Consider the following 25,793-nt stretch of genomic DNA (forward strand, 5'->3'; position numbering starts at 1 on the left):
CCTGGTGATTACACGCCGGCTGGGGCGCGCCGGGGGTCGACCGTGCCGTAGAGCGTCGAACGCTGCCGAACGCTGCGGTCGAGCGAGCCGGCGATGGCTGCGAAGTCGGCCTCGGTGGCCATCGTCCCGTGCTCGGCGCCGGCGGCCCGCGAGATGTTCTCGTCCATCAGCGTGCCGCCCAGGTCGTTCACCCCGGCCTGAAGCAACTGGCGCGCCCCGCCGAGGCCCAGCTTCACCCAGGAGGCCTGGATGTTGTCGATGAGACCCCGATAGGCGAGCCGACCGACCGCGTGCATCAACACGACCTCGCGCCAGGTGGGTCCCCGGCGGGATTGCCGCTGCAGGTAGATCGGGCTGGCCATGTGCACGAATGGCAAGGGCACGAACTCGGTAAAGCCCCCGGTCTCGACCTGAAGCTCACGGGTTCGGATGAGGTGGCGGGCCCAGTGCCGGGGGTGCTCGACCGACCCGAACATGATCGTGACATTGGACCGCAGCCCGACGCGGTGGGCTACCCGGTGGGCCTCCAGCCACTCCTCGGTGTCGATCTTGTCGGGGCAGAGCACCGCCCGAACCTCGTCGTCGAGAATCTCGGCGGCGGTGCCGGGCAGCGAGGCCAGGCCGGCCTCGGCCAGGCGTCGCAGGTAGCTCTCGAGGTCCTCGTCGAGGCGCTTGGCCCCCTCGGTCACCTCGAGCGCGGTGAACCCGTGGACGTGCATGTCGGGCACGGCCTCCTTGACCGCCCGCGCCACGTCCAGGTAGTAGTCGCCGTCGAACTTGGGGTGGATGCCGCCCTGGAGCGTCACCTCGGTGGCCCCGAGGTTCCAGCCCTCTGCGGCCCGCTCGGCGATGTCGTCGAGGGTGAGCAGGTAGGGGGTGCCCCTCAGGTTGAGCGACAGTGGGCCCTTGGAGAAGCCACAGAACTTGCACTTGAACGTGCACACGTTGGTGTAGTTGATGTTGCGGTTGACCACGTAGGTCACCTCGGGGCCGGCCACCGCGGCGCGCAGCCGGTCGGCGGCGTCGGCGACCGCCGCCACCTCGGGCCCTCGGGCGCCAAACAGGGTGACGATCCGGTCCTCGTCCAGCGCCTCGCCGGCCTCGAACGCCGCCAGCGTCTCGGCGACCGCGCCGCCTCGGTTGGGCGTGCCGGCCGAGGGCGGGTCGAGCCGCTCCGGGACGAGCACCGGGGGCTCGATGGGGACGCCCGAGTACCACTGGGTGGAGTCGATGCCGATCAGTTCCACCTCGGCGCCGTCGGCCACCTGGGCGGCCGCCCGCTCCTTGATCCGCTCGGGAAAGACCGAGCCCGGATCGTCCCGGGCCAGGCCCTCGGCATCGGAGCGGTCGAGCACGGCGAAGCGCAGCGCCGGGTCCAACCAATGCTCGGGCCGGGTGGCCCAGGCGGGGTGCACGGTCAGGCGGGGCGCCAGGGTAAACCCGGCGGCCTCGGTCACCTCGAACAGCCGATCACGATCGGGCCAGGGTCGCTCCGGGTTGACGTGATCGGCGGTGATCGGCGAGACGCCGCCCCAGTCGGAGACGCCCGCCGCAAGCAGGTGGCCGAAGTCGTCGGACAGGTTGGGAGGCGCCTGGATGGCCACGTCGTCGGGCAGGATCAACCGGGCGAGCGCGATCGCCTCCAGGTAGGCGTCGTCGGGGCACGGCTCCGAGCGCCACATGGCGGTGCCGCCCTTGGGCAGGAAGTTCTGGACGATCACCTCCTGCACGTGGCGGTGACGGTGATGCGATTCGGCGATGGCAGCGAGTGCGTCAACCCGGTCGGCGCGGGTTTCGCCGATACCGACGAGGATGCCGGTGGTGAAGGGGATCGCCAGCTCGCCAGCCCAGTCCAGGGTGGCCAGACGCCGGGCCGGCACCTTGTCGGGCGAGCCCCGATGGGCATCGAGGTCGTCGCGCAGGCTCTCGATCATCATGCCCTGCGAGGGCGACACCCGGCGCAGGGCCTGGAGCTCCTCGGGAAACAGCGCCCCGGCGTTGGCGTGGGGCAGCAGGCCCGTCTCGTTCAGCACGGCCTGGGCGGCCTCGACGACGTAGTGCACGGTCGACTCGTAGCCATGGTCGTCCAGCCAGCGTCGCGCCGCCGGGTAGCGCAGCTCGGGGCGTTCGCCCAGCGTGAACAGGGCCTCGTGACACCCGGCCTCGGCCCCGGCGGCGGCGATGGCGAGCACGGTGTCCAGGTCGAGGTAGGGGTGGTCGAGCCGGGCCGGCGGTTGGGCGAAGGTGCAATACCCACAGCGATCCGCGCACAACATCGTCAACGGGATGAACACCTTGGGGGAGAACGTCACCCGGTTGCCAAACGCACGGTCTCGCCGGGCGGCGGCCCGCTCGGTCAGCTCGGACAGCGGCAGGTCGAGCAGCGCCTGGGCTTCGAGCGCCGAAGGGGGAAGTGCCATGCCGGCGACCATATCCCGCCCACCCCCGATCCCCGAGGTCACGACGGCTCCTCGTGCCTCGCCCGATTGTCTCCCGCCGGTTTGTCCAGCGCCGGCGCTGCATCCGGAGGTTCGTCCCCGACCGGGCCCGCGTCGTCGTGCTCCTGGGGCACCACGACGTAGAGGGGACGCGCCTTCACCTCCTCGACGATGCGCCCGACGTATTCGCCGATTACCCCGAGAAACATCATCTGCAACCCCCCGAGGCCGAGGACGACCAGCAGCACGGTGGTCTGTCCGGACAGAAAAGGCGAACCCAACGCTCGGGCGACGATCACGATCGGAACGGCGACCAGCGCGGCGGTGGCGACCAGGAAGCCGACCAGGGTGGCCAGCTGGAGGGGAACGAAGGAGAACGACGTGACCGCGTTGATCGCCAGGCGCACCATGCGACCCATCGAGTACTTGGTCGTCCCCGCGTACCGGGCCGAACGGTCGTACGCCACACAAACCTGTCGAAAACCGGCCCAGGCGACCATGCCCCGCACGAAGCGGTGCCGCTCGCGCATCGAGGTGAGCACCTCGACCACCTGGCGGTCCAACAGGCGGTAATCCCCGGCGTCGAGCTGGATGTCGAGGTCGGTCAGGCGCCGGATGCCCCGGTAAAACCACTTGGCGGTGGCGACCTTGAAGCGGCTCTCGCCCCGGCGTTCGTTGCGGACGGCGTGCACGACCTGGGCGCCGAGGCGCCACTGGGTGACCAGCTCGGCGATCAGCTCGGGTGGGTCCTGGAGATCGGAGTCGATGATGACCACCGCGTCGCCGCCGGAGCGATCCAGCCCGGCGGTGATCGCCACCTGATGGCCGAAGTTGCGCGACAGGGTGACGACGCCGACCCGCGGGTCGGCGTCGACGAGCGCCGCCAGCTCGGCGTCCGAGCCGTCGGTCGAACCGTCGTCGACGTAGACGACCTCGCAGCGGTCGGGTGAGATGTCGTCCAGGTGGTCCAGGGCGGCGATCAGCCGCCGATGAAATTCGCCAATCGCTGCGGCCTCGTCAAACACCGGTGCGACCACCGACAACACGGGACGGCGGGCCGGCGGCGCGTGTGCGGTACATCCGGGTGTCTCAGCCATCATCGCCGCCCTTCTCCGCTCGATCCTTGTCCGCAGCCAGGCCGTCCGCTTCGCTCACGGCCGAGGCCGGTCCCGTCCCGCGACGCCGTCGGACGACGGGGAGCCCGAAGCGTGCGAGCAGGAAGACCAGGGTGATCGCAACGCCCAGCCGGTCCGCCCGGGACCGCCGAAACGTCGCTTCGACGATGTGGCGGCCGGCGTCGGGCAGCCGGGCGGTGAGGAACCCGCCGCGCTCATTGGCTGTGATCGCTGTGCCGTCGATGCTCAGGTGCCACTTGGGGAAGGCGGGCAGGCCGGTCACCAACTCCTCGGCGCCCTCGGTGCGCCACCGCACCCGTTCGGGACTCCAGGCGAGCAGCTCGGTGCGCTGGTCGTTCAACGGTGCGGCCAGCGTGACGTCGTCGATGTGTTCGAGCACGGTCAACTCGCCGTCGACCAGAACGGGGCGCCACCCCGGCTGCTCGGCGTAGGCGGCCAGGGTGCTTGTGCGGCCGACCAAGTGCGTCACGCCGTCACGAATTAACAGCGGCTCGGCCTGGCGCGGGTCGATCGAGGCCAACCGATACTGGAGGAACGTGTCGACCGGACTGATCGTCTCGCCGCCGAACCCGTTCAACGTGGCCGACTCGGAGTCCATCGCCAGCCACAGCTCGGGGTGGACCGGGCCGAAGCTGGTGTCGAAGCCTCGCTCGTGCACCCAGGCGAAGCGTCCCTCGGGCGGAACCGAGTCGGCCAGCACCCGCCCGGCCGCCTGCAGCTCGGGTCGGGGCGGCACCGCCCGATGGGCATACCCGGACGCGGGCACGAGAGCGGGCATGACGACGACGATCAGGCCCAATGCCGCCGGCAACGCCATGGCGACCCGGTCGCTTCTGCGGGCGACCAAACGGTCGGCAACCACCCCGATGGGGAGGATCCACAGCAGCGCCGCATACCCGGTGCCCCGGTTGACCATCAGCAATCCGGTGTCGCCGGGCAGCACGTGATACATCGCGTACAGCAGGACCAGCAGCGCCGGCCCGGCGGCGACGACCGCAACCCGCCAGCGCCCCAGCCGTGAGAGCGCCTCGGATCCGACGATCAGCCAGATCGCACAGGCTGCCAGCGCCGCCAGGGTGAGCGCGACCACCACCTGGGACGCCCACAACCGGGTGCGCAGCAACCGCTGCACCTCCTCACCGAAGGGCGGGGTTCTCCACGTGGCGGTCGACGGACGGGGGCCGGGGTTCTCCGCCAGGGGCAGCAGCCACCAGGCGCCGAAGCCGGCGGCCAGAACGCCGGCCAGGGCCAACCGGTAGGCGGCGAAGAGCCCGTCGCTCGGCGGTCTCCGGACCCGGTCGCGGACGGGCGTCGCCCAGTGGCACAGCATCATCACGGCGAAGGCGGCCAGGGTGACCAGCGCCGAGGTCAGGTGGGTGACCGTCACCCCCATCGCCGCAACCGCCGCCAAGGTGACCCAACGGCGGTCGGGAGACTCGACGACCTGCACGAGGGCGCCAAGGGTGACGAGGACGAGTGGGACGGCCAGCTGATGGGGGATGAGGCCCAGATCGAACGTGCCCGCCAGCCCGGTGCCGAAGGGGACCGAAACGCACAGGGAGGCGACGCCGACGACCGACGCGCCGACCCGCCCCAGCCGGAGGCCCCGGGCGAAAAAGTAGGCCGCCGGAGCGGTGGCGACGTAGCCCAGGGCGCCCACCCACGCCACCAGAGTTGGGTGATCGACGGTGCCGAACGTGAACAGCCGCAGCGCCGACGCGACCAGCGCCGAGCCGGGGCCGTAGAGCAAGAACTGTTCCGAACCCATCGAAAAGGTGGGGGCCCACCCATCGAGGTGACCGCGCCCGAAGATCTCGCTGAACGCGAACAGGTTCTTGGCCACGTGGTAGGGCGCATCGTCGCCCTCGGGCAGACCGCCGCCCAGCACCCCTCGGACGAGGATCAGTCCGACGACGACCCCGATCCCCGGGCCGATCAGGCGCAACCAGCCCGGCGAGGACGAACGGGCAGGCTCCACACCGGTGGTCGGGTCGGTCGGAGTGCGCCACCGGTCGATCCGAGCGCCGAGGCGGACGAGGCCGCCCGGGATCGCCTCGACGCGCGGGCCGGTCGCGTTGGTCCCGGTGGTCTCGGTGGTCACGGTGTGGAGTCGGAGACCACCCCGGTCGCGGGGCACCCGGATCCTTTGGGTGGCACGGCACGGTCGGCCGGAGCGCCGGGGCCTGCCGGTCGATCGGTCACGCTGTCGGTGGTCTATCCGTCGACCGAGGGGCCGACGCGCTCGGCCAACGTGGCGAGCACGTCGTCGAAGCTCGTGGCGAAGCTGGCCACGCCCTCGGCCTCGAGCTTGGCCGATACCTCGTCGAGGTCGACCAGCTCGCCCAGCTGCTCCCAGCGCTTCTGGTCTGCCTCCGGGCTGGCGTCGAGGGTGGACACCAGGTTGCCGTGATCGTCGAAGGCCTCCAGGGTGGCCTCCGGCAGGGTGTTGACCGTGTTGGGGCCGATCAGCGAGTCGACGTAATAGGTGTCGGGGTAATCGGGGTTCTTGGTCGACGTCGACGCCCACAGGGGTCGCTGCAGCTTGGCGCCGCGCTCCTCGAGGGCATCCCAGCGGGAACCGCTGAACGCCGTCATCGCCAGCTGGTAGGCCAGCTTGCCCTGGGTGATCGCCGCTGTGCCCAGCAGGTCGAGCGCGTCGTCGGTGCCTACCTCGGTCAAGCGCCGGTCGACCTCGGTGTCGACCCGGGAGATGAAGAACGATCCGACGCTGGAGATGTGGCTGAGGGTGCCCTTGTGGGCCTCGAGCCCGCTCAGGTAGGCCTCGATCACGTCGGCGTACCGCTCGAGGCCGAAGATCAGCGTGACGTTGACCGGGATGCCCTCGGAAGTGAGCACCCGGATCGCCTCGATGCCCTCAGCGGTCGCCGGCACCTTGACGTACAGGTTGTCCAGGGCGAGGTTGCGGGACAGCTCCCTGGCCGCCTCGATCGTGCCCTCGGTGTCGTGGGCCAGCGCAGGTGACACCTCGACCGACACCCAGCCATCGACGCCGCCCGAACTCTCGTGCACGCCGGACAACAGATCGGCGGCCGCCGAGATGTCGCTGCCAACCAGCTGCCAGTAGGCCTCCTCGACCGATGCGCCGCTGCGGGTGAGGCGTGCCAGCTCCTCGTCGTAATCGGCCGAGGCCATCGCCTTCTGGAAGATCGTCGGGTTGGAGGTGATGCCCCGCACGCCCCGGTCGATCCAGCGACGCATCTCACCCGAGGTGATCCACCCTCGGGTGATGTTGTCGAGCCAGGGGCTCTGTCCGCAGTCTTCGTGCAGTTTGATCAGCTGGCTCACGTTGTCTCCGGTGCTCATGTGCGTGGGGTGGGGGAGTCCCCGGTCGGGCGGGTACCGCCCGGTTGGAGCCTACCGATCGTCGAGCAGGCCTCGGGCGGCTTCGGCGACCGCCGTCGGGTTGATCCCGAGCCGGTCGAGCACGGTTCCGCCGGGCGCCGAGGCGCCGAAGCGGTCGATGCCGACGGTGGCATCGGCCCAGCGGTGCCACCCCAAAGTGACCCCGGCCTCGACCGAAACGACCGGCCGACCATCGGGCAACACCTCCGCCCGGTAGGCGGGACCGGCGGCCTCGAAGAGTTCCCAGCAGGGCATCGAGACGACGCGGGCCCCAATGCCATCGGCGGCGAGCGCCTCGGCCGCCTCGATCGCCACCGCCACCTCGGTGCCGGTGGCGACGAGTGTGACCCGGGCTTCACCCCTGTCCGTTTCGCTCGGGTCGGCGACCACGTAGGCGCCCTTGGCCACACCCTCGGCGGCCCGATCGGCGCTGGTGCTGAGGGTGGGGGTGCCCTGACGGGACAGGATCATCGCCACCGGGCCGTCGACGTCGGCGGCGGCCGCCCACGCCGCAGCGGTCTCGTTGCCGTCGGCCGGCCGGAACACGGTGAGCCCGGGGATCGTGCGCAGTGACATCACCTGCTCGACCGGCTGGTGGGTGGGGCCGTCCTCGCCCACTCCGACCGAATCGTGGCTCCACACGAACACCGCGCGGGCCTTGGACAGCGCGGCCAGGCGCACCGAGGGCCGGGCGTAGTCGCTGAACACCAGGAAGGTCCCGCCGACCGGCCACACGCCACCGTGCAGCGCCATGCCCACCGAGGCGGCGGCCATCGCATGCTCACGCACCCCGTAGTGCATCGCCATGCCGGCCGGATGCTCGGCCGATTGGAAGTCCGCACCGGCGAGCTTGGTGCCGGTGTTGCCCGACAGGTCGGCGGAGCCGACGAACAACGACGGCGTGAGCGGTGCCAGGGCGTCGATCACCTTCTGGGACGCCACCCGGGTCGCCGGCGAGTCGTCGGGGCCGAAGACGGGCAGTGCCGCGGCGATATCGACGGTCGGGCGGGCCGACCAGTCGGCTGTGAAGGCGTCGCGTTCCGCCGCCGGGGCGGCCTCGGTGCGCTCCGTCCACTCGGCGTGTGCCTCAGCGCGGCGGGAGGCTGCCGAGCGGTAGAACTCGGCGACCTCGTCGGGCACGTAGAACGACTTGTCGGCGGGCAGGCCCATCTGCTCCTTGGCCTCGGCGATCGTCTCGGCGTTGAACGGGTTGCCGTGGGCCTTGGGGTTGTCGGTCCAGGTGGGCGAGGGCGTCCCGACCCGGGTGCGCAGCACGATCAGCGTCGGCCGGGTCTCGTCCGTCTTGGACGCTTCGAGCGCAGCCTGGATGGCGTCCAGGTCATCGCCGGCCTCGCCGAGCTCGATCACCTCCCAGCCGTAGGCGGCGAAACGCTGCGGCGTGTCGTCGCAGAAGGCGATCTCGGTCACGCCGTCGATCGTGATGTGGTTGTCGTCGTAGATCGCCGTCAGCCGGCCGAGTCCCTGTGCGCCTGCGAGCGAAGCGGCCTCGTGGCTGATGCCCTCCATCAGGTCGCCGTCGGAGACGATCGTCCACGTATGGTGATCGATGAAGTCGGCGCCGAGACGGGCCCGCAGGCTGCGCTCGGCCAGCGCCATGCCGACAGCGTTGCCGAAGCCCTGCCCCAGTGGTCCGGTCGTCACCTCGATGCCGGCGGTGTGACCGGCTTCGGGGTGGCCCGGCGTGGCGCTGCCCCACTGGCGGAACTCCTTGAGATCGTCCAGGGTCAGGGGGTAGCCGGTGAGGTGCAGCATCGAGTACTGCAGGATCGACGCGTGACCCGCCGAGAGCACGAATCGGTCGCGATCGGCCCAGTCCGGATCCGCCGGGTCATAGGACATCACGCGGGTCCACAACACGTGCGCCAACGGCGCAAGGGCCATCGCGGTGCCCTGGTGGCCCGAGTTGGCCGCCTGTGGGCCGTCCATCGCCAGCGCACGCACGACGGAGATGCAGCGCTCTTCCAGGGGATCGATCGTGGACATCGGCGGGCACCTCGGCAGTGTGGTTCGGGACGACGGGGGTCGGGAGCGACGGTACCGCAGGCCCGGTACGGTGGCCTATATGCAGATTGTCGCCGCCCTGTTCACCGACGAGATCGAGCTGCGTCCGGTCCCCGGCCCGTCGACCCGGATCGATCTCACCGGCGTGCACTTTTCGGCGCCGGCGCCCTCCGCTCCGCCGGTGACGGTGACCCCGCACCTGGTCGTGATCGTCCGCAACGAGCCCGACGGGGCGCCGGACGGGGTGCTCGAGGTCACCTTCCACCTCCTCGACCAGCCCGACGGTACGGCGGAGCAGATCGCCCGCAACGTGCAGCCGGTCGGGGTCGAGCCGGGCAAGTTCGCCTACCGACTCGTGCGTGCCGAACTCGAGTTTCCCGACCTGGGCACGGTCGAGGCCCGCTGCTGCATCGACCGCGGTGAGCCGGTCGTCGTGCCCTACACGTTGCTTGCTCCAGTAGCGGAGGGCTGAGCGGTGGAACCCAACACGGGGGGGGGGGGCGGGCCCGGGGGGGGGGGGGGGGGGGGGGGGGGGTGCCTCTCCAGTAGCGGACGGGTGAGGCGCTTCGCCGCAGCCGGGTCGGAACACCCGCTGACCCCGCATGCGGTGGGCGAGGTGTGCGGCGAGATCTCCGAGACGTTGGGTCCGGGTCCGGCCCCCGACGTCGTCATCGTGTTCTGCTCGGGCGACCACGTCGCATCGGCCGGTGCGTCGCTGCGGGCGATCGACGCTCTGCTGTCGCCGCGCATCTGCCTCGGTGCCGCCAGCAGCGGCACGCTGGCCGGCGCACGCGAGGTCGAGGGTCGGGCGTCGCTGTCGGTGTGGGCGGCCAGGCTGGGCGAGGCCGTCGAGCCGGTGTCCTTCGACGTGGCCTCGGTTGCGGACGGCGTGATGATCGGGGGCACCTCCGAGCTGGTCGACGCCACCGGCCACCTGCTGTTGGTCGGCGACCCCGATGGTCTGCCGACGAGCGGCCTGCTCGCCAACCTGGCGCTGCGGGCCCCCGAGCTGGTCGTGGTGGGCGGGCTGGCGCCGCCGGTCGGCGTTCCGCCGGCGCCGCTGTTGTTCGAGGGCACCGAACTGCGCACCGGGGGAGCGGTTGGCCTGCGCATCGCCGACAGCGTGCCGATGCGCACGCTGGTCGCCCAGGGCTGCCGGCCCATCGGTGAGCCGATGGTGGTCACCGGCGCCGAGGGCACGATGCTGACCGAGCTGGCGGGGCGGTCACCCCTGACCCGCATTCGCGAGCTGGCCGGCCAGCTCGAGCCCGACGACCGCGAGCTGGCCGCCCGGGGATTGCACCTGGGGCTGGTCGTCGACGAGCATCGGGTGGACTTCGACCGTGGCGACTTCGTCGTCCGCAACGTGATCGGCGCCGAGACCGACACCGGCTCGTTGGCGGTGGGCGAGCAGTTGGCGCTTGGCTCCATCGTGCAGTTTCAGGTGCGGGACCCGGCGAGCGCCGAGGCCGAGCTGGCCAGGCTCCTCAAAGATGCCGGGCCGGCGGCGGCGGCGCTGGTATTCACCTGCGTCGGTCGCGGTGCCGCCCTGTTCGGGGAGCCCCATCACGACGCGACAGCGGTGGCCGACGTCAGCGGTGCGGGCGCGCTCGCCGGCATGTTCTGCACGGCGGAGCTGGGCCCGATCGCCGGCATGAGCAAGGTGCACACCTACAGCGCCGCCGTCGCCTTGTTCGGTGGGGCTGGGCCCGGTGCAGGCCGGGATGGGTGACGGCCGCGCCGGACGGTCACCGTCCCGGTAACCTGAGCCCCATGGACGCAGGCGACTGGGGTTGGATCTGGATGGTGGCGTTCGTCGTCTTCCTCGTTGGCGAGCTGGCCACGCCCGGCGCCTTCTTTCTGATCGGGTTTGCCATCGGTGCCCTGTTCGCCATGTCGGCCGCCTTTCTCGGCGCCGCCGAGGTCGTTCAGTGGGGTCTGTTCATCGCCGCGTCGGTGGGAGCGTTCGCTGCGCTGCGACCCCTGGCGCACCGAATGGACCGTCGCTCCGATGATGCGCCCCCGTTGGGCGCCACCCGGCTGTCGGGCGCCAGCGGCGTCCTGACCGAGGCGGCCGGGCCGGGCGGCGACGTGGTCGGCATGGCGAGGGTGGGCAGCGAGGAGTGGCGGGCGATCAGCGAGGATGGCCACGAGCTGCCGGCGGGCAGCCCGATCACCGTCGTGCGGGTCGAGGGCACCCGGTTGGTGGTTCGGGGCACCGGCTACCACCCGGTCACCGTCTGGACGTTGGGTGAACCGGGGGGCGGTGGGGGCGGGGCCTAGGCTTCCCCGCATGGAAGCAGCGCTCATCGTCCTGATCGTCATCGCCGTCCTGTTGTTCGTGGTGGTGGCCTCCTCGTTCAAGATCATCAACCCGTATCAGCAGGGGGTGGTCGAGGAGCTGGGCCGATACAAGGCCACTCGCGACTCGGGGTTGCGCCTGATCGTCCCGTTCATCCAGCGGATCCGCTTGGTCGACATGCGTGAACAGGTGATCGACGTACCGCCCCAGGAGGTGATCACCTCCGACAACGTCGTCGTGTCGGTCGATGCGGTGATCTACTACGAGCCGACCGACCCCCGACGCCTGCTGTACAACGTCGCTCAGTTCGTCCTGGCGGTCACCAAGCTGGCCCAGACCAACATGCGCAACGTCGTCGGTGACCTCACGCTCGACGAGGCGCTCACCTCGCGCGACACGCTCAACACCGAGCTGCGCTTGATCCTGGACGACGCCACCGACAAGTGGGGCGTTCGGGTGGTGCGCGTGGAGATCCAGCGCATCGATCCCCCCGGTGACGTCATGGCGGCGATGCACGAGCAGATGAAGGCGGAGCGCACACGCCGGGCGCGCGTGCTCGAGGCCGATGGCATCCGCGAGGCCGAGATCAAGACCGCCGAGGGGCAGAAGGCCTCGGCCATCTTGAAGGCCGAGGGCATCCGCCAACAGCAGATCCTCGAGGCGGAGGGTGAGGCCGAAGCCGTGCAGACGTTGGCCCAGGCCGAGCGGTTCCGCCAGATCACCACCGCCGAGGGCGAGGCCAAGGCGATCGAGCAGGTCTACGGGGCCATCCACGCCGGCGACCCGACCAACGACCTGATCGCCATCAAGTACCTGGAGACCCTTGGCACGATGGCCGACGGTCAGGCGACCAAGATCTACCTGCCGACCGACACCTCGGGGCTGCTCAGCTCGATCGCCGGGGTGGGCGAGCTGCTCCGGGCCACTCAGGAGAGCTCCGAAGGCGAGCGTCCCACCGCCGGCTAAGCAGCGGCCCTCAGCCGTTGAGGTGCGCCCGAACCTCGCCGAGGCGCCGAGTGACCGAATCGGACAGCTCGTCCCACGGCCGCCCATCGAGTGCGTCGATGACGACGGCCCGCTGGTCGGCGCTTCCCTCGAGCAGGCCGGCGTAGACGGGGACGTGGTGAAGCTCGTCGCCCTCGACGGTGATGGTGAGGGCGTCGTCGGGCAGCCCGGCATCGTCGAGCACGGCGCGATGGCGCTGCACGGCGCTCTCGCTGGACACGCGTTGCAGCGCGCCGAGCGCGCTGCGCACGGCCCGGGTGATCTCGGCCACCCCGCTCAGCGGAGCGATCGCCGCCCGGGCGGCCACCTCCAGCCGGTCGTCGGCCAGTGGCACGCCCTGGAGCGTTGCGCCATCGAGGCCGTCGTAGGCCACCTGAAACAGCCGCGACCGGCTGGCCCCGGAGCGCCGACCGAAGCGCGCCGGCGGGGCCGGGTCGGCCACCCGGTAGGTGACGATGTGCACCGGCAGCCACAGGGCGGCCTGCCACACCAGGCGCTCGCCGCCCAGTCCCAGCCGGCCTCGGCCGGCCTGGCGCAGTGTGGCCGCAGCGCTCTCCGGTGAACGGGCGTGGGCGAAGCCTCGAACGGTGGCGGTAGCGCCGGGTGGCTGCGCCCAGCGCCCCTGGGCGGCGGCGGCGAGCACGTCGGCGCCGAGGCGCCGCTCCAGCTCGGCGCCGTCCCACAGCTCGATCCCCAGCTCGCGGGCCGCAACCGTCGCCCCGCTGCTGAAGCCGCCCGGTGCGGCGATGATGCCCTTGTGCAGGCCCAGGTCGGCCAGCACGTAGGCCAGCTTGGCCACGACGTCCTTGCCGACCCGGGCCCCCCACGCCTTGGCCTCGACGACGGTGACGTACTCGGTGAGGGTGTCGCTGCGCCGGGCGACGACGTCGAGCTCGTGGGCGTTGCCCGACCGGCCCTGCACCACCTGGTTGGCCTGCGTGTCGTAGCCGTGCCGGGCGAAGTACGCCTGGATCACCGCCTCCAGCGCTGCGCCCCGCCGGGCGCCGATCGAGCTTGGTGTGGACACGCCTCCACCCTAGGGAGGACGGGTGACAATCTCACCGACCCGACGTGGGTCGGGGCCCAACTGGTCGGCCGGGACGGCGGTGGGCGAGGGTTGGGCATGGATTTTGCCCGGATGATGGCGCTTGAACCCCACGGCACGGACGTGTTCGTCGGCACCGGACCCCAATATCCCTGGGGCGGGCTCTACGGGGGTCAGATCGTCGCTCAGGGCCTGCGCGCCGCTCAGCTGACCGTCGACGACGAGTTCGTGCTGCACTCGATTCACGCCTACTTCATCCGCATGGGCGACCACACCGAACCGGTGCGCTTCGAGGTTGACCGGCTTCGCAACGGCCGCTCGTTCTGCACCCGGCGGGTCGTCGCCCGCCAGGCGACCGGTGCCATCTTGAACCTGGCCTGCTCCTTCCAGCGACCCGAGGAGGGGTCGGTGCTGCAGACCATCGCCATGCCCGACGTCGCCGGACCCGAGGGCGTCGACGACGACTCCTGGTCGCCGATGTTCGAGCGCCGTCCGGCACTTCCCCGGGGGACGGCCGACCAGCCGGGTGCCTGGGCCGGGCTGTGGATGCGCACCCCCGGGCCGGTGGAACCGAGCCTCGCCCACGCAGCGCTCGCCTACCTGTCCGACGACGTGCCCACCGACGCGGTGCTGCCCCAGCACCCGGAGGCGCTGCCCGGCGGCGAGAACCACGAGCGGTTCATGGTGGCCAGCCTCGATCACGCCATCTGGTTCCACCGGGCCTTCGACCCGGCCGAGTGGCACCTCTTCGACGCCACCTCTCAGGGGTTCGGCAACGGGCGGGGACTGTCGGTCGGCCACGTGTACAGCACCGAGGGCGTCCACGTGGCGACGGTCACCCAGGAGGTGCTCATCCGTCGGAACCGCCGGCCGGGGTGACCGGTTCGCGCGTTCGTTAGGGTGTCACGCCGTGGCCAACCCCTCGGTACCGATCGCCCGCACGCTGTCCGAGCCCGACAGCAAAGACCTGGTGGCCGCGTACGGAGTACCGGTGCCCGGCGAGGCGACGGCCGAGGATGCCCCAGCGGCGGCCGCTGCGGCCGACGCGCTGGGTTACCCGGTGGTGCTGAAGCTCGCCGGTGACTCGATCGCCCACAAGACCGAACGCGGCCTGGTTCGGCTGGGCCTGGCCACGCGCTCGGCCGTCGAGGCCGCCGCCCTCGACCTGCTCGGGCTGGCCCGCAGCGAGGACGGCGCGGTCGAACTGCTCATCGCCCCGATGATCTCCGGCGACCGCGAGCTGATCGCCGGCATGTTCCGCGACCAACAGTTTGGGCCGCTGGTGGCCTTCGGCTTGGGCGGCGTGCTCGCCGAGGCGATCGGCGACGTCGTCTTCGCCCCCGCACCGCTCAACCGGGCCGACGCCGCGGCGCTGATCGACCGGCTGGCCACGCAGGAGGTGCTTGGAGCGTTTCGGGGTCAGCCGGCGGTCGACCGAGAGTTGCTCGTCGACCTGCTGTGCGCGCTGGGCCGCTTGGCGGTCGAGCGCAGCGATGTCGCCTCGGTCGACCTCAACCCACTGATCGTCTGCAATGGTCGGCCCGTGGCCGTCGACGCGCTGGTCGAGCTCGGGGACCCGTCGGCGGGCGACCCCGCGGTCGGTGGCGGCGAAGCGGTCGAACCAGGGACACCTGGTGGTGGCGCCGGCGTCCACCGCCTCGATCCGCTGTTCAACCCGAAGGGGGTCATCGTCGCCGGGGCGTCGACCCACCCGGGCAAGTTCGGGTTCGTCACCCTGCACAACCTGCTCGCCGGTGGCTACGAGGGGCCCGTGTTCGCCACCAACCGCGAGCGGGCCGAGGTGCTCGGCCGGCCGACCCTCGCGTCGGTCGACGAGGTGCCCGAGGGCGAAGCCGACCTGGTCATCGTGTGCACGCCGAAGGCGTCGGTGCGCGAGGTGCTCACGCAGGCTGCCCATCGCGGGGTTCGGGGTGCGTTCCTCACCACCGCCGGGTACGGGGAAGCGGGGGAGGCCGGACGGGCCGAGCAGGCCGAGCTGGTGGCGCTCGCCGAGGAACTCGACCTGGTGATCGCCGGTCCCAACGGCCAGGGGGTGATCTCGACGCCGGCCAAGCTGTGCGCCCAGATCGTGGCTCCCAACCCGCCGGCCGGTTCGATCGGGGTGGTCAGCCAGTCGGGCAACCTGGTGTCGGCGTTCCTCAACCATGCGGTGAGCTCGGGTGTGGGCGTGTCGCGGGCGATCTCGGCCGGCAACGCCGCCATGTTGGAGCCGATCGATTACCTCGAGTACTTCGCTGACGACCCCGCCACCTCGGTCGGGCTGTGCTACCTGGAGGGCGTCGGCGACGGCAGGGCCTTCTACGAGCGGCTGCGCGCCGTCACCCGACTCATGCCGGTCGTCGTCGTCAAAGGCGGCTCGACCGGCGCCGGCGCCCGGGCGGCGGCCAGCCACACCGGCTCGCTCGCCTCCGACGACCGCATCGTCGACGGCGTCCTCGCCCAGGCCGGGGCCGTGCGTGCAGCGGGTGTGGAAGCCGGCTTCGACGCCGCCGCGATGCTGGCCACCCAGCCGCCGGTTCGGGGCGGGCGCGTCGTCGTGGTCACCACGGTGGGCGGCTGGGGCGTGGTCGCCGCCGATGCGATCGAGCGCAGCGCCCACCTGCGGCTCGACCCGCTGCCCGGCGATCTGAGCGCCGCCATCGACGAGCTCTTGCCGCCCAGGTGGAGCCGCAACAACCCGATCGACCTGGCGGGCGGCGAAACCCGGGATACCGTGCCCAGCGTGCTCGAGCTCGTCGCCTCCCACCCCTCGACCGACGCGGTGCTGCTGCTCGGGCTGGGCATCCAGTCCAACCAGGCGGCGCTGATGCGTTCGGGCGGCTTCTACCCCGATCACGGTCTCGAGCGGATCGTCGACTACCACGAGCGTCAGGACGAGCGCTACGGACGGGCGGCGGCCGAGGTGTCGGCGAGCACCAACAAGCCGGTGATCTGCGCCACCGAGCTGGCGGTCACCCAACCGTCCAACCCGGCACCGGCCGCGGTGGCGGCGACGGGCCGTTACGCCTGTGCGTCCGCCGAGCGGGCGGTGGCCGCACTCGATGCGATGGTCGCTGCGTCGACAGCCCTCGGGCGGACCAGCTCGTGAGCGCCCCGATGGACCGCAAGCGGCGCCGCCGCGCCAAGCAGCGTCGACGTCTGGGCTTCCTTCGGGGAGCGGCCTTGGTGCTCGCCGTGCTCGGCGGGGTGCTGGTAGCGGCCGGCTGGGTCAGCGACGGTACCGCGGCGGTAGGCACGTCCCCCCGAACGGGCATGGAGCTGGCCACCCCGATGTTGTCGGCCCGGCGCGTGCCCGACCTGGTGTTGCGCCCGACCGCCGACCTCAAGATGGCAAAGGCCCTGGCCCCGCTGGCCCAACAGTCGCCACCCGACAGCTGCATCAGCGTCGGTCAGGCCGGCGGTCCCGTGTTTGAGCTCCGCCCCGACACGCCGCTGCTGCCCGCATCCAACCTAAAGATCCTCGTCGGAGCGGTGGCCCTCGAGGTGCTCGGTCCGGAGACGACGTTGACCACCCGGGTGGTGGCCGACGCCGATCCGGTCGGCGGCACGGTGCAGGGCGACCTGTACTTCGTCGGCGGCGGCGATCCGATCATCGAGACCGGTAACTACGACGCGTCCCTGATGTTTGCGCCCCAGCCACACACCGCCCTCGAAGGCCTGGCCGATGCCGTCCGTGCCGCCGGGGTGACCAAGGTGACCGGCAATGTGGTTGGTGACGATGGCCGCTACGACGACCTGCGGACGGTGGAGTCCTGGGATCCCGACGACCTGTCCAATGGCGAGGTGGGGCCGTTGTCGGCGCTGTCGGTCAACGACGCCCGGGACCGGACCAACGGCGGCGACCTGGACGACATCGTCAGCGGAGCGATCAGCGATCCGGCCGCCGACCCGCCGGCCCACGCCGCCGAGGTGCTGCGCGAGCTGCTGATCGCCCGCGGGGTGGTCGTCGAGGGCGCCTTCGCCTCCGGCGAAGCGCCCGACCAAGCCCGACAGATCGCAGCGGTCGACTCGCTCCCCGTCGAAGGGCTCGTCGCCCAAATGCTGCAGTTCAGCGACAACAACACGGCCGAGCTGCTGCTGAAGGAGGTCGGCCGGGAGCGGAGCGGCGTGGGGTCGACCGCTGCCGGCATCAAGGTGGAACTCGAGCTGCTCAAGGAGTGGGGCATCTCGACCGAGGGCGTCGTCATCGTCGATGCTTCCGGGCTGAGCGGCGCCGACCGGGTCACCTGCACGCTGCTGCGCCGGGTGCTCGACCACGGCGAGGCCGACGGACTGCTGGCCAAAGCGCTGGCGGTGCCCGGTGAAAACGGGACGCTCCTGAAACGCTGGGTCGACTCCCCGGCCCGGGAGGCGGTCCGGGCCAAGAGCGGCACGCTGTCGATCGTCACCGGGCTGTCGGGCTGGGTGCGCACCCCGGCGGAGTTCGACCTGTCGTTCTCGTACCTGATCAACCGCCCGGGGGCCAACATCGTCCAAGACGATCTCACCAGACAGGAGCAGCTGACCGAGACCCTGCTGTCCTACCCCCAGCTTCCCGACCCCAAGGTGCTGGCGCCCAGCGAGCCGCGTCCCGTCGGATCCGGTTCCTGATCCGATGGAGCCGACGCGTGGGATCGTTCCGATGTTCCCGTTGGGGTCGGTCGTGGTGCCCCACATGCTGTTGCCGCTGCACGTGTTCGAACCCCGATACCGCATCCTGTTCGAGGAGCTGGTGGGGGAGCTGCCCCGGCCGGACGACCAGGCGAGCCTCGGATCGGAACCCCGCTTCGGGGTGACGATGATCGAGCGCGGGAGCGAGGTGGGCGGTGGGGAGGTTCGCGCTGCGGTCGGCACCCTGGCCACCGTCGTCGGCGCCCAGCTGGCCGAGGATGGCCGATGGGCGGTGGTGGCGGTCGGCGGCGAGCGCATCCGGGTGCTCAACTGGCTCGACGACGACCCCTATCCACGGGCCGAGGTGGAGCTGTGGCCCGACGAGGACCCGCCCGACCTCAACGCCGCTCTCGCCGGGTCGATTCCGACGCTGCTCGAGCGCCACGCCGAGCTGTCCGAGCTGATGGTGCAACTCGGTGTGGAGCTCGAACCTGGCGAGGCGGGCTCGGACGTGCCCGATGCCGGCGAGGACCCGGACCGGCTGATCTGGCAGCTGGCGCTCGCCTCGCCGCTGGGCAGCCTCGACCGCTACCGCCTGTTGTCCGCACCCGGATCGGTCGAGCGGGCCACGCGGTTGGTGGCGCTGCTCGACGAGCAGATCGAGTTGGTGCGGGCCCGCCTGGAGTGAGCCGCCGACCTCGACGCGACGCCAGTGCTTGCCCGGGGGGCGCGCCGCCCACTAAACCGAGTACCTCCTGTCGGCCCGGAGCGGTCGACGAAGCGCAGCCGAGGGAGCCACGTGGCAACGAAGCAAGACGAAACTCCGAGTACCGGCGATCAGGTTGGCGAGCTGAAGAACCTGGTGGTCGGCTATGCCAAGCAGGAGACCGTCGATCCGCTGAAGTCGCTCGGCCGCTACGTCGGCTTCGGTGCGGCGGGTGGCACCTGCATCGGCATCGGCGTCGTGCTGCTCACCCTGGCGTTGCTGCGAGGATTGCAAACGATCGAGACGATCAACCAACCCGGCCGGGTCCACGGCGGCACCTGGTCGTGGGTTCCCTACGTCGGCGCTCTCGTCTGGCTGCTGCTCGTCACCGCCGTGGCTGCGAACGCCGCCAAGCGGGGCGGCGACAAGCGTCGCAAGTAGTGCCGGTTGCCCCCCGGCGTCCCACGGCCACACCTCTCGAAGGAAGAAGTTCACAATGAGCGACGACAAGATTGACCGCAACGATATTCGCGACCAGATCGCGGGCATCGGCGAAGGCGTGACCCATCAGGCCGAAGAGGCGAAGACCCAGATCGTGGCGGTGGTGGCCGGGATCGGCCTGCTCGCCCTGATCCTGTTCTTCTTCCTCGGTCGCAAGAACGGGCTGAAGCGTTCTGCCGTGATCGAGATCCGCCGCTCCTGATGCTGCTCAAGCTGCTCAAGCTCGTCGCACCCTTCCTGGCAGGAGGCGGCCCGACGGGCGTCGTTGCGCGCAAGGCGATCGACTGGTTCCAGGATCGGATGGAGGAACCGGGCGAGCAGCGGGTGACCACCGCCAAGATGCAGCCCGGCGACCGGCTGGAGGTCGTGGCCCGCCCGGCACCGACCAAGGCCGAACGAAGGTTGGAGGCCGAGCTGGACGCCGCCAAGGCCAGGCTGGCCAAGGCCCGCAGCGCCAGCCCCAAGCAGGTGAAGGTGGCCGCCAAGCTGGAGCGGACCCAGACCCGCCTGGACAAGGCACGCGATGGGTCCCAAGGGGCGGCCAAGCTCGCCGCCGAGGAGGCCGACCTCCTGGTGCGCTTCGACCGCCTGGACGTGCGGCGGTACGAGCGGCGCCAGGCCGTCGACGAGGTGGCCGCCCTCGAGGCCAGCCTGGAGGCGGTTCGCGCCGTCGCACTGGCCAAGGCCGGCGGGTCGGGCACGACCAAGCGTCGGTTCTATCGCGCTGACGACTGAACGTCGCCGGTTGGTGAGCGTGCCCCCGGTCGATGCCAGACTGGGTTGATGATCGTGCACCTCCGCCAGCCGACCCGAGAGGTCACCTTCGACGGATCGCTGACCGTGACCGCCTTGCTGGGCAAGCTGGACCTCAATCGGGAGTCGGTGCTGGTGATCCGCAACGGGACGCTCGTGCCCGGCGACGAACGCCTGGGCGCCGACGACGAGATCGAGATCCGTCCCGTCGTCTCCGGCGGGGCGTGACCATGAGGTGGACACGATGAAGTGCCGGGTGTGTCGGGGGCCGGCCGTCATCGACCTACGGCGTCACAATGCCAACTTCTGCGCCGAGCACTTCGTGAAGTTCTGTCGCGACCAGACGGCCAAGGCGATTTCCGATCACGACATGGTGCAACCCGACGACCGCTTGCTGGTCGCCGTGTCGGGCGGCAAGGACTCGCTGGCGGTGTGGGACATCCTCATCGCGCTCGGCTACAGCGCCGATGGGCTCTACGTTGGCCTGGGCATCGGGGAGTACTCCGACGCGTCGGCCGACGCAGCGCGGGCCTTTGCCGAGCAACGCGGGTTGACGTTGATCGAGGTCGACCTGGTCGAGACCTACGGCTACGACATTCCCGCCGGATCGCGGGCCGCCAAGCGCACGCCGTGCTCGGCCTGTGGCATGTCGAAGCGCCACGTCTTCGACGAAGCCGCCCGCAACGGCGGCTACGACGCTCTGGTGACCGGCCACAACCTCGATGACGAAGCTGCGGTGCTGTTCGGCAACGTGTTGCGCTGGCAGATGCCCTACCTGGGCCGGCAACGGCCCGTGCTGCCCGCCGGCGACGGCTTTCCCCGCAAGGTGAAGCCGCTGATCCGCCTGGGGGAGCGCGAGATGGCCGCCTACTGCGTCGTGTCGGGCATCGACTACCTGGTCGAGGAGTGCCCGATGGCCGCCGGCAACCGCCACCTGGCCTACAAGGAGGCGCTGACCGATATCGAGATCCGGTCGCCGGGCGCCAAGTTCGCCTTCTACCACGAGTTCCTCTCCAAGGCGGCCGACCGCTTTGCCGACGACGAGACGACCGGGCGCGACGAGTTGGGCATCTGTGAGCGCTGCGGGTCGCCGTCGGAGTCCGAGGTGTGCGCGTTCTGTCGGCTGGCCGAGCGCGCATCGGCGGCTCAACCGGTGCAGCTGTCCAGAAGGGACGGCGGCGCGTGAGCGAACCGACCACCCACGGACCACCCAACGACGGCGCCGCCCGTTCGGGCCACCACGGACTGCTCGAGGAGGGGGAGTCGGTGCTGCTGATCGACCACAAGGGTCGCCGCTACCTGCAGACGCTGAGCGAGAACCAGGAGTTTCACAGCCACGCCGGGCCGCTCGAGCACGACCGCCTGATCGGCGCCGAGCCCGGATCGACCCATCGCACTACCAAGGGCCTGACCTTCACCGTGTTTCGGCCCACGCTGTCCGACCTGGTCTTCAAAATGCCCCGTGGGGCCCAGGTGATCTACCCAAAGGATTTGGGGCCGATCCTGATGCTGGCCGACGTCGCGCCCGGCGTCGAGGTGCTCGAGTCCGGCATCGGCTCCGGAGCGCTGTCGTCGGCCATGCTGCGCGCCGGCGCACGGGTCACCGGCTACGAGCTGCGCGAGGACTTCGCCCGACGGGCTCAGCTGAACGTGGCCCGGGCGGTCGGACCGGAGGCGGCGGCCCGGTTCGCCGTCGAGCTGCGCGACGTCTACGAGGGTATCGAGGTCGGTCCATCAGGTGGATACGACCGGGTGGTGCTCGACCTGCCGGAACCGTGGCAAGTGGTACCGCACCTCCAAGGTGCGCTGCGGCCGGGCGGCATCGTGCTGGCCTACACGCCCAGCATCATGCAGGCCAGCCAGTTCCGCGAAGCGCTCGTCGAGGCCGGGCTGGTGCTCGCCGAGACGCTCGAGGTGCTGCACCGCACGTGGAAGGTCGACGGTGCCGCCGTCCGCCCCGACCATCGCATGGTGGCCCACACGGCGTTCCTCAGCCACGCCCGAATGCCCTCCCGTTCCGAGCGAACCCTGCCCCCGGAGCGTGACGGCGCCTAGCGCAGCCGAGGAACTCGGGTCACTCGGCTTCGATGAAGATGCACTCGCCGGGACACTCTTCGGCGGACTCGATCACGCCCTCGAGCTCGGCGTCGGGGATCTCGGCCTTGCCCTCGGCGCCACCCGGATCGTTGAACACCTTGTCGCCCTCGACGACGTAGGCGAGACCGTCGTCGAGGAGCGTGAAGACGGCCGGCGAGATCTCTTCGCACAGGCCATCACCGGTGCAGAGATCCTGGTCGATCCAGACCTTCAGTCCCATGACTTCTCCTTACGTTGCCCCGCGACGCGGGTGGGGGTTCGGCGCTGTGGCCCTTGTTTGGTGAAACACCAGCGGGTGCTTCTCCCGTAGCTCAGCATAACGACGCCTCGGCAGATAAACCCGGTATTTGCCGGAATAATGGGACAAGGTGACGCCTGTCGCTGGCGACAACCTCGCAGGGGGTGGCTCGCGGGGCCGGGCCTGGCGGGTAGCTTGGCCGTGAGCAGTGGGAGGGGCGGATGACGGCCAGCGACGAGACGAGACGACTGAAGGCCGAGGCCGAGGAACTCCACGACGCCGTGGCGGCGGCCGAGCGCGAGCTCGCCATGCTCACCCGTCGCGGCGCCGAGGCGCCCAAACGCATCCGGACCCTCGAGGACCGTCTGGTCGAGGTCAAGTCGCAACTGGCCCAGGCGGTCACGCAGAACGAGAAGCTCACCTTCACGCTGCGCGAAGCCCGCGATCACATCGCTGCGCTGCGCGAGGAGGTCGACAAGCTCACCCGTCCCCCTGCCGGCTACGCCACGCTGCTCGCCTCCAACGACGACGGCACGGTCGACGTGCAGTCCGGGGGTCGCAAGATGCGGGTCGAGGTGTCGCCCGCCGTCGAGGTCGCCGAGCTGCGCCGGGGTGCCGAAGTGGTGCTCAACGAGTCCTACAACGTCGTGATGGTGCGGCCGCCCGACCTGACCGGTGAGGTTGTGACGATCAAGGAGATCCTCGTCGCGGGCGCTCGTGCCCTCGTCGTCGGCCGTGCCGACGAGGAGCGGGTCGCCGAGCTGGCCGATCACCTGGCCGATGCGCCGCTGCGAGCCGGCGACACGATGCTGATGGAGCCGCGTGCGGGCGTGCTCGTCGAGCGATTGCCCCGGCCGGAGGTCGAGGAGTTGGTGCTCGAAGAGGTGCCCGACATCGCCTACACCGACATCGGGGGCTTGGACCGCCAGATCGAATCGATCATGGACGCGGTCGAGCTGCCGTTTCTGCACAGCGAGCTGTTCGCCACCTACGACCTGCCTGCGCCCAAGGGCATTCTCTTGTACGGGCCTCCCGGCTGCGGCAAGACGCTCATCGCCAAGGCCGTGGCCAACTCGTTGTCCAAGCAGGTGGCCCGCACCACCGGCGCCGATGCCCGCAGCTTCTTCCTCAGCATCAAGGGTCCCGAGCTGCTCAACAAGTACGTCGGCGAGACCGAACGTCACATTCGCCTCGTCTTCCAACGGGCCCGCGAGAAGGCGGCCGAGGGCACGCCGGTGATCGTGTTCTTCGACGAGATGGAGAGCCTGTTCCGCACCAGGGGAAGCGGCATCTCCTCCGATATGGAATCGACGATCGTGCCCCAGCTGCTGGCGGAGATCGACGGCGTCGAGGCGCTGCGCAACGTGATCGTGATCGGCGCCTCCAACCGCGAGGACCTGATCGACCCGGCCATCCTGCGGCCGGGCCGCCTCGACGTGAAGATCAAGATCGAACGCCCAGATGCCGAGGCGGCCACCCGCATCTTCGGGGTGTACCTCACCGCCCGTGTACCGATCGCCGAATCGGAGGTCGAGGAGCTGGGGGGCGGCGACCCGGCCAAGGCGCTTCAGGCGATGGCCGAGGCCGCCGTCGAGGAGATGTACCGCGACGACGAGGACAACCAGTTTCTCGAGGTCACCTACCAGAACGGCGACCGCGAGATCATGGGCTTCCGCGACTTCTCGTCCGGCGCGATGATCGAAAACATCGTGCGCCGCTCAAAGAAGCTGGCCATCAAACGGGAGCTGGCCGGCGGTCCGCGCGGGGTGCTCGCGGCCGATCTGGTGGCCTCGGTGCGCCAGGAGTTCCGTGAACACGAGGACCTGCCCAACACGACCAACCCGGACGACTGGGCCAAGATCTCGGGCAAAAAGGGAGAGCGGATCGTGTACGTGCGAACGCTGGTGAGCCATCCCGAGGAGGATGAGCCCGAAGGCGGGCGGGCGATCGAGCGGGTTCAGACCGGCCAGTACCTCTAACATGGCCAGTAGGCCTCTGGGGACACGGACCCGCTGACATGGCCATTCACAAGGTCCTCGGCATCGAGACCGAGTACGGCATCATCGTGCGCAATGCGCCCGAACAGAACCCGATTGCGGCCTCCAGCCTGTTGGTCAACGCCTACGTGAGCGAGGTGGCCCGTGCCGGCACCGGTCCGCGGATCGGCTGGGACTTCGGTGACGAGATGCCCGCCAACGACGCACGCGGGGTGCTCGAGCAGTACGTGCAGCCGCCTGAGGTGGAAACTCACCTGGTCAACGCCGTGCTGACCAACGGGGCACGGTTCTACGTCGACCACGCCCACCCCGAATATTCCTCGCCCGAGGTGGCATCGGCGCGCGATGGCGTGGTGTGGGACCGGGCCGGGGAGGAGGTGTTGCGCCGGGCGATGACCGCCGCCAACGCCATCTTGGAGGACGGCCAGGAGGTGATCGTCCACAAGAACAACTCCGACGGCAAGGGCAACAGCTACGGCACCCACGAGAACTACGTGATGGACCGCAACGTCCCGTTCAACCGGATCGTCGCCCGCGCCACTCCGCACCTGGTCACCCGCCAGGTGTTCTGCGGCGCAGGCAAGGTGGGGAGCGAGCTGCCCGGCCGAAAGGACGTCACCTACCAGCTCAGCCAACGTGCCGACTTCTTCGAGGAGGAGGTTGGCCTCGAAACGACGCTGAAGCGGCCGATCATCAACACCCGGGACGAACCCCACGCCGACCCGCGCCGCTACCGACGCCTACACGTGATCATCGGTGATGCCAACATGTCGGAATGGGCCACCTGGATGAAGCTGGCGACCACCTCGATCGTGCTGGCGATGATCGAGGACGACTGGCCGATGGGCGAGCTTCGGCCGGTGACCCCGGTCGCCACCCTGCGCCACATCAGCTGGGACCTGAGCCTGAGCGAAACCTACGAGACGCTCGATGGTGGCACGATCACGGCGCTGGGGGCCCAGCGGGAGCTGTGCGCGCTGGCGCGTGGTTGGGGCGAGCAGTGCGACACCTCGGCGGTGGGTGGCGACGACGTGCTGGCCGAGGTGCTCGGCGAGTGGGAGCGGGTGCTCGACGACCTGGAACACGACCGCCAGCGCGCCGCCGACCGGGTGGACTGGGTGGCCAAAGGCCGGCTGCTGGGCGGGTTCGCCGAGCGGCACCAGTTGCCACCTGGCGCCCCCAAGCTGCGGGCACTCGACTTGCAATACCACGACATGCGCCCCGATCGCTGCCTGGCCCTCCGGGCCGGCCTGCGCACGCTGGTGAGCGCCGTGGAGGTGGCCGCCGCCGTCGACCTGCCGCCCACCGATACCAGGGCGTGGTTCCGGGGCACCGTGCTCGCACGGTTCACCGATCAGGTGGTGACGGCCAACTGGGATTCGATCGTGTTCGACACCGGTACGTCGTCGCTGTCGCGGGTGCCGATGATGGAGCCCACCCGCGGCACCGAAGCGATCCTGGGCGAGATGGTGGCGTCGAGCGCCGACGCCGCCGAGCTGTTGGCCAAGTTGAACGCTTCGCGCTGACCTGGCTCGCGCTGCCGGCGAGGTGCAAGCTGATCCTGGCCGCCGGTTCTCGG

The 25,793-nt window shown here is 70.4% G+C and carries 23 protein-coding genes; 16 read left to right on the top strand and 7 right to left on the bottom strand.

Translation table 11 applies throughout. The features are described 5' to 3' along the window. Positions 1 to 8: 8 nt before the first annotated feature. From cofH to tkt, 5 genes are all read right to left on the bottom strand, one after another. Positions 9 to 2,432, bottom strand: coding sequence for a 5-amino-6-(D-ribitylamino)uracil--L-tyrosine 4-hydroxyphenyl transferase CofH (gene cofH / locus IPN02_15810; GenBank protein MBK9298270.1), 2,424 nt, complete (start codon positions 2,430 to 2,432; stop codon positions 9 to 11). 26 nt (positions 2,433 to 2,458) lie between these two features. Next, positions 2,459 to 3,538 carry a glycosyltransferase family 2 protein gene (locus IPN02_15815; protein MBK9298271.1) on the bottom strand — a complete coding sequence of 360 codons (1,080 nt, stop codon included), beginning with the start codon at positions 3,536 to 3,538 and terminating at the stop codon, positions 2,459 to 2,461. Further along, a complete protein-coding gene (locus IPN02_15820; GenBank protein ID MBK9298272.1) occupies positions 3,528 to 5,675 on the bottom strand; it encodes a hypothetical protein in 2,148 nt (715 codons plus the stop codon). Before IPN02_15820 ends, IPN02_15815 begins: the two co-directional genes overlap by 11 nt. Positions 5,676 to 5,788: 113 nt before the next feature. Beyond that, positions 5,789 to 6,880 (bottom strand): transaldolase, encoded by a 1,092-nt coding sequence (gene tal / locus IPN02_15825; GenBank protein MBK9298273.1) that lies wholly within the window; start codon positions 6,878 to 6,880, stop codon positions 5,789 to 5,791. 69 nt (positions 6,881 to 6,949) lie between these two features. Next, complete coding sequence (gene tkt, locus IPN02_15830; GenBank protein ID MBK9298274.1) at positions 6,950 to 8,941, bottom strand: transketolase; 1,992 nt, start codon at positions 8,939 to 8,941, stop codon at positions 6,950 to 6,952. A 79-nt stretch (positions 8,942 to 9,020) separates the two neighbouring features. Here tkt and IPN02_15835 point away from each other — a divergent pair, with 79 nt between their 5' ends. From IPN02_15835 to IPN02_15850, 4 genes are all read left to right on the top strand, one after another. Further along, complete coding sequence (locus IPN02_15835; protein MBK9298275.1) at positions 9,021 to 9,431, top strand: hypothetical protein; 411 nt, start codon at positions 9,021 to 9,023, stop codon at positions 9,429 to 9,431. Between the two features lie 84 nt (positions 9,432 to 9,515). After that, positions 9,516 to 10,691 carry an FIST C-terminal domain-containing protein gene (locus tag IPN02_15840; GenBank protein ID MBK9298276.1) on the top strand — a complete coding sequence of 392 codons (1,176 nt, stop codon included), beginning with the start codon at positions 9,516 to 9,518 and terminating at the stop codon, positions 10,689 to 10,691. A gap of 41 nt (positions 10,692 to 10,732) precedes the next feature. Next, on the top strand, positions 10,733 to 11,242 hold the full coding sequence (locus IPN02_15845) for an NfeD family protein (GenBank protein ID MBK9298277.1): 510 nt from the start codon (positions 10,733 to 10,735) through the stop codon (positions 11,240 to 11,242). Positions 11,243 to 11,252: 10 nt separating this feature from the next. Continuing rightward, entirely contained in the window at positions 11,253 to 12,227 is a 975-nt protein-coding gene (locus IPN02_15850; protein MBK9298278.1) for an SPFH/Band 7/PHB domain protein, read from the top strand. A 10-nt stretch (positions 12,228 to 12,237) separates the two neighbouring features. Here the strand turns inward: IPN02_15850 and IPN02_15855 are convergent, their stop codons facing one another. Then, positions 12,238 to 13,293, bottom strand: coding sequence for a restriction endonuclease (locus tag IPN02_15855; protein MBK9298279.1), 1,056 nt, complete (start codon positions 13,291 to 13,293; stop codon positions 12,238 to 12,240). A 96-nt stretch (positions 13,294 to 13,389) separates the two neighbouring features. Between IPN02_15855 and IPN02_15860 the strand changes: the two genes are divergently transcribed. From IPN02_15860 to IPN02_15905, 10 genes are all read left to right on the top strand, one after another. After that, positions 13,390 to 14,190, top strand: coding sequence for a thioesterase family protein (locus IPN02_15860; GenBank protein ID MBK9298280.1), 801 nt, complete (start codon positions 13,390 to 13,392; stop codon positions 14,188 to 14,190). 31 nt (positions 14,191 to 14,221) lie between these two features. Continuing rightward, complete coding sequence (locus IPN02_15865) at positions 14,222 to 16,420, top strand: acetate--CoA ligase family protein (GenBank protein MBK9298281.1); 2,199 nt, start codon at positions 14,222 to 14,224, stop codon at positions 16,418 to 16,420. Then, positions 16,417 to 17,922, top strand: coding sequence for a D-alanyl-D-alanine carboxypeptidase/D-alanyl-D-alanine-endopeptidase (gene dacB / locus IPN02_15870; protein MBK9298282.1), 1,506 nt, complete (start codon positions 16,417 to 16,419; stop codon positions 17,920 to 17,922). The genes IPN02_15865 and dacB overlap by 4 nt, the downstream gene beginning before the upstream one ends. Before the next feature lie 31 nt (positions 17,923 to 17,953). After that, positions 17,954 to 18,610, top strand: coding sequence for an LON peptidase substrate-binding domain-containing protein (locus tag IPN02_15875; protein MBK9298283.1), 657 nt, complete (start codon positions 17,954 to 17,956; stop codon positions 18,608 to 18,610). Positions 18,611 to 18,721: 111 nt separating this feature from the next. Then, positions 18,722 to 19,069, top strand: coding sequence for a phage holin family protein (locus IPN02_15880; GenBank protein MBK9298284.1), 348 nt, complete (start codon positions 18,722 to 18,724; stop codon positions 19,067 to 19,069). A 55-nt stretch (positions 19,070 to 19,124) separates the two neighbouring features. Further along, positions 19,125 to 19,331 (top strand): hypothetical protein, encoded by a 207-nt coding sequence (locus IPN02_15885; GenBank protein MBK9298285.1) that lies wholly within the window; start codon positions 19,125 to 19,127, stop codon positions 19,329 to 19,331. Beyond that, positions 19,331 to 19,864: a hypothetical protein gene (locus IPN02_15890; GenBank protein MBK9298286.1), complete on the top strand. Its 534-nt coding sequence runs from the start codon at positions 19,331 to 19,333 to the stop codon at positions 19,862 to 19,864. Before IPN02_15885 ends, IPN02_15890 begins: the two co-directional genes overlap by 1 nt. A gap of 48 nt (positions 19,865 to 19,912) precedes the next feature. Continuing rightward, on the top strand, positions 19,913 to 20,110 hold the full coding sequence (locus IPN02_15895; GenBank protein MBK9298287.1) for a MoaD/ThiS family protein: 198 nt from the start codon (positions 19,913 to 19,915) through the stop codon (positions 20,108 to 20,110). A gap of 28 nt (positions 20,111 to 20,138) precedes the next feature. Next, positions 20,139 to 21,068: an adenine nucleotide alpha hydrolase family protein gene (locus IPN02_15900; protein ID MBK9298288.1), complete on the top strand. Its 930-nt coding sequence runs from the start codon at positions 20,139 to 20,141 to the stop codon at positions 21,066 to 21,068. Beyond that, entirely contained in the window at positions 21,065 to 21,937 is an 873-nt protein-coding gene (locus IPN02_15905; GenBank protein MBK9298289.1) for a tRNA (adenine-N1)-methyltransferase, read from the top strand. Before IPN02_15900 ends, IPN02_15905 begins: the two co-directional genes overlap by 4 nt. A gap of 19 nt (positions 21,938 to 21,956) precedes the next feature. Here the strand turns inward: IPN02_15905 and IPN02_15910 are convergent, their stop codons facing one another. Further along, positions 21,957 to 22,199, bottom strand: coding sequence for a ferredoxin (locus IPN02_15910; GenBank protein ID MBK9298290.1), 243 nt, complete (start codon positions 22,197 to 22,199; stop codon positions 21,957 to 21,959). Between the two features lie 239 nt (positions 22,200 to 22,438). On the opposite strand from IPN02_15910, the gene arc reads away from it, so the two are divergent. Beyond that, positions 22,439 to 24,196: a proteasome ATPase gene (arc, locus tag IPN02_15915; GenBank protein ID MBK9298291.1), complete on the top strand. Its 1,758-nt coding sequence runs from the start codon at positions 22,439 to 22,441 to the stop codon at positions 24,194 to 24,196. A gap of 38 nt (positions 24,197 to 24,234) precedes the next feature. Further along, positions 24,235 to 25,740, top strand: coding sequence for a proteasome accessory factor PafA2 (locus IPN02_15920; GenBank protein MBK9298292.1), 1,506 nt, complete (start codon positions 24,235 to 24,237; stop codon positions 25,738 to 25,740). The last annotated feature ends 53 nt before the right edge of the window (positions 25,741 to 25,793 follow it).

It is taken from the genome of Candidatus Microthrix subdominans (assembly GCA_016719385.1).
GTDB classification, from domain to species: Bacteria; Actinomycetota; Acidimicrobiia; order Acidimicrobiales; family Microtrichaceae; genus Microthrix; species Microthrix subdominans.

Coding starts and splice junctions, on each gene's coding strand:
- cofH (MBK9298270.1), bottom strand. CDS start 2,432: ATGGTCGCCGGCATGGCACTTCCCCCTTCGGCGCTCGAAGCCCAGGCG.
- IPN02_15885 (MBK9298285.1), top strand. CDS start 19,125: ATGAGCGACGACAAGATTGACCGCAACGATATTCGCGACCAGATCGCG.
- IPN02_15815 (MBK9298271.1), bottom strand. CDS start 3,538: ATGATGGCTGAGACACCCGGATGTACCGCACACGCGCCGCCGGCCCGC.
- tkt (MBK9298274.1), bottom strand. CDS start 8,941: ATGTCCACGATCGATCCCCTGGAAGAGCGCTGCATCTCCGTCGTGCGT.
- IPN02_15845 (MBK9298277.1), top strand. CDS start 10,733: ATGGACGCAGGCGACTGGGGTTGGATCTGGATGGTGGCGTTCGTCGTC.
- IPN02_15895 (MBK9298287.1), top strand. CDS start 19,913: ATGATCGTGCACCTCCGCCAGCCGACCCGAGAGGTCACCTTCGACGGA.
- IPN02_15890 (MBK9298286.1), top strand. CDS start 19,331: ATGCTGCTCAAGCTGCTCAAGCTCGTCGCACCCTTCCTGGCAGGAGGC.
- IPN02_15910 (MBK9298290.1), bottom strand. CDS start 22,199: ATGGGACTGAAGGTCTGGATCGACCAGGATCTCTGCACCGGTGATGGC.
- IPN02_15875 (MBK9298283.1), top strand. CDS start 17,954: ATGTTCCCGTTGGGGTCGGTCGTGGTGCCCCACATGCTGTTGCCGCTG.
- arc (MBK9298291.1), top strand. CDS start 22,439: ATGACGGCCAGCGACGAGACGAGACGACTGAAGGCCGAGGCCGAGGAA.
- IPN02_15860 (MBK9298280.1), top strand. CDS start 13,390: ATGGATTTTGCCCGGATGATGGCGCTTGAACCCCACGGCACGGACGTG.
- IPN02_15920 (MBK9298292.1), top strand. CDS start 24,235: ATGGCCATTCACAAGGTCCTCGGCATCGAGACCGAGTACGGCATCATC.
- IPN02_15835 (MBK9298275.1), top strand. CDS start 9,021: ATGCAGATTGTCGCCGCCCTGTTCACCGACGAGATCGAGCTGCGTCCG.
- IPN02_15850 (MBK9298278.1), top strand. CDS start 11,253: ATGGAAGCAGCGCTCATCGTCCTGATCGTCATCGCCGTCCTGTTGTTC.